Source organism: Kitasatospora sp. MBT63, from assembly GCF_000710465.2.
GTDB lineage: Bacteria > Actinomycetota > Actinomycetes > Streptomycetales > Streptomycetaceae > Kitasatospora.
The window spans coordinates 17,273-24,622 of record NZ_JAIZ01000489.1 but is presented as its reverse complement, the minus strand read 5'-3'; the positions used below and the strand labels follow the sequence as shown (position 1 = coordinate 24,622).

General features: G+C 71.3%; 6 protein-coding genes and 1 pseudogene. 6 read left to right on the top strand and 1 reads right to left on the bottom strand.

The window, feature by feature from the left end; all coding sequences use genetic code 11:
- The first annotated feature begins 433 nt into the window (after nt 1-433).
- The 6 genes from rpsB (at nt 434) to rlmN (ending at nt 6,635) form a co-directional block, all read left to right on the top strand.
- Nucleotides 434-1,324: a 30S ribosomal protein S2 gene (gene rpsB, locus AA75_RS26690; protein WP_033822812.1), complete on the top strand. Its 891-nt coding sequence runs from the start codon at nt 434-436 to the stop codon at nt 1,322-1,324.
- Between the two features lie 130 nt (nt 1,325-1,454).
- Nucleotides 1,455-2,291: a translation elongation factor Ts gene (gene tsf / locus AA75_RS26685; protein ID WP_033822811.1), complete on the top strand. Its 837-nt coding sequence runs from the start codon at nt 1,455-1,457 to the stop codon at nt 2,289-2,291.
- Nucleotides 2,292-2,561: 270 nt separating this feature from the next.
- On the top strand, nt 2,562-3,317 hold the full coding sequence (gene pyrH / locus AA75_RS26680) for a UMP kinase (protein WP_033822810.1): 756 nt from the start codon (nt 2,562-2,564) through the stop codon (nt 3,315-3,317).
- 66 nt (nt 3,318-3,383) lie between these two features.
- Nucleotides 3,384-3,941: a ribosome recycling factor gene (gene frr / locus AA75_RS26675; protein WP_033822809.1), complete on the top strand. Its 558-nt coding sequence runs from the start codon at nt 3,384-3,386 to the stop codon at nt 3,939-3,941.
- 197 nt (nt 3,942-4,138) lie between these two features.
- Nucleotides 4,139-5,005 (top strand): phosphatidate cytidylyltransferase, encoded by an 867-nt coding sequence (locus tag AA75_RS26670; protein ID WP_149038391.1) that lies wholly within the window; start codon nt 4,139-4,141, stop codon nt 5,003-5,005.
- Nucleotides 5,006-5,534: 529 nt separating this feature from the next.
- Nucleotides 5,535-6,635, top strand: a complete 1,101-nt coding sequence (gene rlmN / locus AA75_RS26665; RefSeq protein ID WP_033822807.1) for a 23S rRNA (adenine(2503)-C(2))-methyltransferase RlmN — start codon at nt 5,535-5,537, stop codon at nt 6,633-6,635.
- Between the two features lie 90 nt (nt 6,636-6,725).
- Here the strand turns inward: rlmN and AA75_RS26660 are convergent.
- Nucleotides 6,726-7,350 (bottom strand): annotated as a pseudogene (locus AA75_RS26660) (hypothetical protein); the annotation flags it as partial.

The window sequence follows — 7,350 nt, the reverse complement described above, 5'->3', positions numbered from 1 at the left end:
CGCCCACCCCTCATCGCACCCCCCGCTGCCCTCCCCCCGCCGCCCCGCGAATCGGCCGGGGTCGCTCCTGACTCGGCGCTTCCCGTACACTTCACACGCGACCCGGTCCGCCGGGTCGACTTCGCACGCCCCGCCACCGGTGGAGCAGCCGGTCCCGCGAGGGGGCGGCGAGGCCCCTCCGGTGCGAGTGCCGCTCGGTCCCCCGAGTCTGCGCAGCCAGTGCTTCCCGGCCCGTCAGGGCCGTGATCGCCGGCCTGCGGCCCCACGGCCGCCGCGCTGACGGAGGTGGCACGGCACGTTCGGGGCGTCAGGCGTGGCGGTCACCCGACCGGCACGGACAAACCGAGACCGACCCGGCGCAGAGTCCGCACCGTACGAGCCTTCCGGCGAGCACGGGTGGACGAGCCGGGCGCAACACCTGAGGAGCACGGCCATGGCCGTCGTCACGATGCGGGAGCTGCTGGAGAGCGGCGTCCACTTCGGTCACCAGACCCGTCGTTGGAACCCGAAGATGAAGCGTTTCATCTTCACGGAGCGCAACGGCATCTACATCATCGACCTCCTGCAGTCGCTGAACTACATCGACCGCGCCTTCGAGTTCGTCAAGGAGACCGTTGCCCACGGCGGCAGCATCCTCTTCGTCGGCACCAAGAAGCAGGCCCAGGAGGCCATCGCCGAGCAGGCCGCGCGCGTGGGCATGCCCTACGTCAACCAGCGCTGGCTCGGCGGCATGCTGACCAACTTCTCGACCGTCTACAAGCGCCTGCAGCGCCTCAAGGAGCTCGGCGAGATCGACTTCACGGATGTGGCCGGTTCCGGCCTCACCAAGAAGGAGCTCCTGGTCCTCCAGCGCGAGTACGACAAGCTGGAGAAGACCCTCGGTGGTATCCGCGACATGCAGCGCGTGCCCAGCGCCGTCTGGATCGTGGACACCAAGAAGGAGCACATCGCGGTCGGCGAGGCTCGCAAGCTGAACATCCCGGTCGTCGCGATCCTCGACACCAACTGCGACCCCGACGAGGTCGACTACAAGATCCCGGGCAACGACGACGCGATCCGCTCCGTCACCCTGCTGACCCGCGTGATCGCCGACGCCGTCGCCGAGGGCCTGAAGTCCCGCGCCGGTGTCGCCAAGGGCGACGCCAAGGCCGAGCCGGGTGCCGACCAGCCGCTGGCCGACTGGGAGAAGGACATCCTCGAGGGCCAGAAGGCCGACGAGGCCCCCGCCGCCGATGAGGCTCCGGCCGCCGCCGAGGCCGAGGCGCCCGCCGCCGACGAGGCTCCGGTTGCCGAGGCTCCGGCCGCCGAGGCCGAGCAGGCCTGACGTACCACAGGGTGAGGGGCGCCCACCGGGTACGTAGCCGGTAGGCGCCCCTTTCTCCCGTGCCGGGGCCGAACCAGCGGCCTCGGCACCATCCCACGCTGACACGCGAGACGTGAGAAGAGATCACACCATGGCGAACTTCACCGCCGCGGACGTCAAGAAGCTCCGTGAGCTCACCGGCGCCGGCATGATGGACTGCAAGAAGGCTCTGGACGAGGCCGAGGGCAACGTCGACAAGGCCGTCGAGCTGCTCCGCATCAAGGGCCAGAAGGGCGTTGCCAAGCGCGAGGGCCGCGACGCCTCCAACGGCGCGCTGTCGCTGGTCCTGGAGGGCGGCAACTCCGGTGTCCTGCTCGAGCTGAACTGCGAGACCGACTTCGTCGCCAAGGGCGAGAAGTTCGTCGAGGTCGCCGACACGCTGGCCAAGCACGTCGCCGTCAGCAAGCCGGCCGACGTCGAGGCCGCGCTCGCCACCGAGATCGAGCCGGGCAAGACCGTCCAGCAGTTCGTGGACGAGGCCAACGCCAACCTGGGCGAGAAGATCGTTTTCAAGCGCTTCGCCCAGTTCGACGGTGACGGCTTCGTCGCCGCCTACATGCACCGCACCTCCCCGGACCTGCCGCCGCAGGTCGGCGTCCTGGTCGAGCTCGACAAGGAGAACGCCGAGGTCGCCAAGGACATCGCGCAGCACATCGCCGCCTTCGCGCCGAAGTACCTCTCCCGCGAGGACATCCCGGCCGAGGACATCGAGAACGAGCGCCGCGTCGCCGAGGCCACCGCGCGCGAGGAGGGCAAGCCCGAGGCTGCCCTGCCGAAGATCGTCGAGGGCCGCGTGACCGGCTTCGTCAAGGAGAACTCGGTCCTCGAGCAGGCCTTCGCGAAGGACAACAAGAAGACCGTCGCCAAGGTCCTCGACGAGGCCGGCGTCACCCTCAAGCGCTTCGTCCGCTTCCGCGTCGGCGCCTGAGCCCTGTTCCCCCGCGCTTCCGACCTAAGGTAGGAGGCGCCGCCGCCCCACCGCGCGGGCGACAGGAACACGCCGATCAGGCTCTCCGGTACCCCTTGGGGGCCGCGTCGGCACCATGAACGACGAGGAGGCCATTGCCGTGCAGGACACCGTACCGGTTCCCGCGGCAGTGGCCTCCTCGCGTGTACCCGCAGCTTCGGGGACCGCACACCCGGCACTGTGAGCAGCACATGCAGCCCTGCGCATCAGCAGGCGGAGAAGGAGAGGCCCATGCACCAGACGCAGGAGACCGCGCAGGACGGCAGCCGTCGGCGGGTTCTGCTCAAGCTGTCCGGTGAGGCCTTCGCCGGTGGCGGCGGCCTCGGTGTCGACCCGGACGTCGTGCACGCGATCGCCCGGGAGATCGGCACGGTGGTCCGCTCGGGCACCGAGGTGGCCGTGGTGATCGGCGGCGGCAACTTCTTCCGGGGCGCCGAGCTCCAGGTCCGCGGCATGGACCGGGCCCGCTCCGACTACATGGGCATGCTCGGCACCGTGATGAACTGCCTGGCGCTCCAGGACTTCCTGATCAAGGAAGGCATCGAGACCCGCGTGCAGACCGCGATCACCATGGGCCAGGTCGCGGAGCCCTACCTCCCGCTGCGCGCCGTGCGGCACCTGGAGAAGGGCCGCGTGGTCATCTTCGGCGCCGGTATGGGCATGCCGTACTTCTCCACCGACACCACCGCCGTGCAGCGTGCGCTGGAGATCCACGCCGAGGTCCTGCTGATGGGCAAGAACGGCGTGGACGGGGTCTACGACGCCGACCCGCGGACCAACCCCTCGGCGGTCAAGTTCGACGCGCTGGACTACACCGAGGTGATCTCGCGCGATCTGAAGGTGGCGGACCTGACCGCGATCACGCTCTGCAAGGACAACAGCCTGCCGATGCTGGTGTTCGAGCTGTTGGCCGAGGGCAATATCGCCCGTGCGGTGAAGGGTGAGAAGATCGGCACACTCATCAGCCAGGATTCCGCCCGGGCCTGAGAAGCGATCAGCCGTCCGGGGCACCGGTACGGAACAACAGCAGATGAAGCGGACAGGGAGCACACAGTGATCGAAGAGACCCTCCTCGAGGCCGAGGAGAAGATGGAGAAGGCCGTCGCGGTCGCGAAGGACGACTTCGCCGCCATCCGCACCGGCCGCGCGCACCCGGCGATGTTCGCCAAGATCGTCGCGGAGTACTACGGCGCCATCACGCCCATCAACCAGCTGGCCTCCTTCGCCGTGCCGGAGCCGCGGATGGCGGTCGTCACGCCGTTCGACAAGAGCGCGCTGCGCAACATCGAGCAGGCCATCCGCGACTCGGACCTGGGCGTCAACCCGTCGAACGACGGCTCCATCATCCGGGTGGTGTTCCCGCAGCTGACCGAGGAGCGCCGCAAGGAGTACATCAAGGTCGCGCGCGGCAAGGGCGAGGACGCCAAGGTCTCCATCCGCTCGATCCGCCGCAAGGCCAAGGACGCCATCGACAAGCTGGTCAAGGACGGCGAGATCGGCGAGGACGACGGCCGTCGCGGCGAGAAGGAGCTCGACGACACCACGGCGAAGTACGTGGCCCAGATCGACGAGCTGCTCAAGCACAAGGAAGCCGAACTGCTCGAGGTCTGACGGGAGACGCGCCCCCGCATCCCCGGCCTCCGGGGCGGGGGCGCTCCCCGCGGAACCCATCGGCACAGCACCTCCGCACCCGCCGCTGCGGGTGGCCCCGACCCCGGTGCCCGGCCCTCGCCGGTCCGGCGGACCGAACGGGTCACTCGCAGCGCACTGCGGTGTACCAAGGGGGCACTGCGGCGCAGACTCAGTTCATGCCCTCTGTCCAGGAGACACCCGTGGCACAGCCCGACCAGCAGCCCCCCAAGCCGCGAGGCGGCCGCAACCTGCCAGCGGCGATAGGCGTGGGCGTCGGCCTCGGCGCGGTCATCGCCGCCTCGCTCTTCGTGGTGAAGGCGTTCTTCCTGGTGGTGGTCGCCGCCGCGATCGGGGTCGGGGTCTGGGAGCTGACCAGCCGGCTGGCGGAGCGCAAGGAGGTCCACGTCCCGCGGATCCCGCTGCTGGTCGGCAGCGTGGCGATGGTGGTCACCGGCTACTTCGCGGGGGTCCAGTGGGCCGCCGCCGTGCTCGCGCTGACCGGGCTCGCGGTGATGGTCTGGCGGATGAGCACGCCGCCGGAGAACTACCTGCGCGACATAACGGCAGGCATCTTCACCGCCTTCTACGTGCCGTTCCTGGCCACCTTCGTGGCGCTGATGCTGGCCTCGGACGACGGCTCCTGGCGGATCCTGCTCTTCCTGATCGTCACCATCTGCAGCGACACCGGCGCCTACGCGGTCGGCTACAAGTTCGGCCGCAACAAGCTCGCCCCGACCATCAGCCCCGGCAAGACCCGCGAGGGACTGGCCGGCGGCATCGGGCTGTCGATGGTGGCCGGCGCGCTGGTCATGCAGTACCTGATCGACGGCGGCAGCTGGTGGCAGGGCCTGATCCTCGGCGGCTGCGCGGCGGTCACCGCGACGCTGGGCGACCTCGCCGAGTCGATGATCAAGCGGGACCTGGGCATCAAGGACATGGGCACCCTGCTCCCCGGCCACGGCGGCATCATGGACCGCCTGGACTCGCTGCTGCCGACGGCCCCGGTGGTCTGGCTGCTGCTCACGGCCTTCGTCGGCAGCTGAGCCGGCCCCGCAGCCCCGCAACCCGCAGCGCCTCTCCGCGCCGCCCGCACAGCCGCACACGAGCCCCGGACGCCCGCCGTCCGGGGCTCGACTTTTCAGCCCGCCGCCGGCGCGCCCGGTCCGCCGCGTTCCCGAGATCCCCGCCCCGGCGCACCTCGCGGCGCGCCTGTACGCCGGGTTGTCGGCGCTCGTGGCGGTCATGTGGCTGGCGGGATGGTGGCGGCTGAGGTCCGGCCGCCGTTGGGCGTGGGTGACGGCGCTGGTGTCGGTCCTGGTCGCACTCCCGGGGACGGCGTCGGCATCGGCGGTGCTGGGCCGGTGGAAGCTGCCGGTCCTGGTCGGATTCCTGGTGATGCCCGTTCTCGGCCTGGTAACGGCGGACGGCGGTACCGGGCCCTCCGGGGGCCGAGGGGTCGACCGAGGGTTCGACCGGAGGGCGACCGGTGATGACGGACGATCGCCGGACCGACGGCTCCGGCCCCAAGCGGGACACGGACCAGCGTCGGCGATCTGAGACACTGGACGGACCATGCCTAAGCCCGGAGAACTGACCTTCGTCGCGCCGCGCGGCGCCAAGCCCCCGCGACACCTCGCCGACCTCAGCCCCGCCGAGCGCAAGGAGGCCGTCGCCGAGCTGGGCGAGCAGCCGTTCCGCGCCAAGCAGCTGTCCAACCACTACTTCGGCCGGATGTCGAACGACCCGGAGAGCTGGACGGACATCCCCGCCGGGAGCCGCCAGAAGCTCACCGAGAGCCTGCTGCCGGACCTGATGTCGGTGGTGCGGCACGTCTCCTGCGACGACGACACCACCCGCAAGACGCTCTGGAAGCTCTTCGACGGCACCCTGGTCGAGTCGGTGCTGATGCGCTACCCGGACCGGGTGACCATGTGCATCAGCTCGCAGGCCGGCTGCGGCATGAACTGCCCGTTCTGCGCCACCGGCCAGGCCGGGCTGACCCGCAACCTGTCCACCGCGGAGATCGTCGAGCAGATCGCGGCCGGGATGCGCGCGCTGAAGGACGGCGAGATCCCCGGCGGTGAGGCCCGGCTGTCCAACGTGGTCTTCATGGGCATGGGCGAGCCGCTGGCCAACTACAACCGGGTGCTGGCCTCGATCCGCCGGCTCACCGACCCGGCGCCGGACGGCTTCGGCCTGTCCCAGCGCGGTATCACCGTCTCCACCGTCGGCCTGGTCCCGGCCATGAACCGGCTGGCGGACGAGGGCCTCAGCTGCCGGCTGGCGCTGTCGCTGCACGCCCCGGACGACGAGCTGCGCGACGAGCTGGTGCCGGTCAACACCCGCTGGAAGGTCGCCGAGGTGCTGGACGCGGCCTGGAACTACGCGGAGAAGTCCGGGCGGCGGATCTCCATCGAGTACGCGCTGATCAAGGACATCAACGACCAGGCCTGGCGCGCCGACCTGCTCGGCCGGCTGATCAAGAACCACCGGGTGCACGTCAACCTGATCCCGCTGAACCCGACGCCGGGCTCCAAGTGGACGGCCTCCCGCCCGGAGGACGAGCGCGAGTTCGTGCGTCGGCTCCAGGCCCACGGCGTGCCGACCACCGTCCGCGACACCCGCGGCCAGGAGATCGACGGGGCCTGCGGCCAGCTGGCCGCGGCCGGCTGACGGAGCGGGAAGACCGCGATCCGACGACAGGACCCGGTCCACTGCCCCACGGGGCGGCGGGCCGGGTCCTGTCGTCGGATCACCGGGTCGTCAGGTGGTCAGCGCGCCGGCCGCGAGCAGGGCGGTCAGGCCGCCGGTCGCCAGCAGGACCGTTCCGGCGGCCACCGTGCGCAGCGCCACCGCGCCGACCAGCAGGCCGGGGGCGGTGCCGAGCCGGAGCAGATCGCCGGTCACCTCGCGGCGGGCCGCCCGGATCTCGATCAGCCGGAAGACCACCGCCACCGCGGCGCAGCCCACCAGCAGAACGCCCTCGGCGGCGGGCAGCATCTCGGCGGTGCCGGGGTGGCCGGTCCACTGCCGGGCGGCGGTGAGCACCACGGCCAGCGTCAGCGCCAGGACGGCGAGCGGGGCGCCCAGCCGGTCCGCCTGGGCGGTGAGCCCGCGGCCGGCCAGCAGCCGCAGCGGGGTGGGCCGGCCGAGCGCGAGCAGCCGTCCGGTCAGCGCGAGCAGCGGGGCGGTGAGGACGGCCACCCCGGCGGCGGCCAGCGACCAGCCGACGAGCAGCGCCGCGCTGGCGGAGCCGAGGCCGGCCGGCAGGTCGATCGGCCGGCCGTCCTGGGCGGCGCCGGGGCGCAGCCCGTACAGCTCCAGGGCGAGGCCGATGACGGCGAGGCCGAGCGGCAGGGCGATGCGCAGCGGGTGGAACGACGGCAGG

Coding starts and splice junctions, on each gene's coding strand:
- AA75_RS26670 (WP_149038391.1), top strand. CDS start 4,139: ATGCCCTCTGTCCAGGAGACACCCGTGGCACAGCCCGACCAGCAGCCC.
- rlmN (WP_033822807.1), top strand. CDS start 5,535: ATGCCTAAGCCCGGAGAACTGACCTTCGTCGCGCCGCGCGGCGCCAAG.
- tsf (WP_033822811.1), top strand. CDS start 1,455: ATGGCGAACTTCACCGCCGCGGACGTCAAGAAGCTCCGTGAGCTCACC.
- pyrH (WP_033822810.1), top strand. CDS start 2,562: ATGCACCAGACGCAGGAGACCGCGCAGGACGGCAGCCGTCGGCGGGTT.
- rpsB (WP_033822812.1), top strand. CDS start 434: ATGGCCGTCGTCACGATGCGGGAGCTGCTGGAGAGCGGCGTCCACTTC.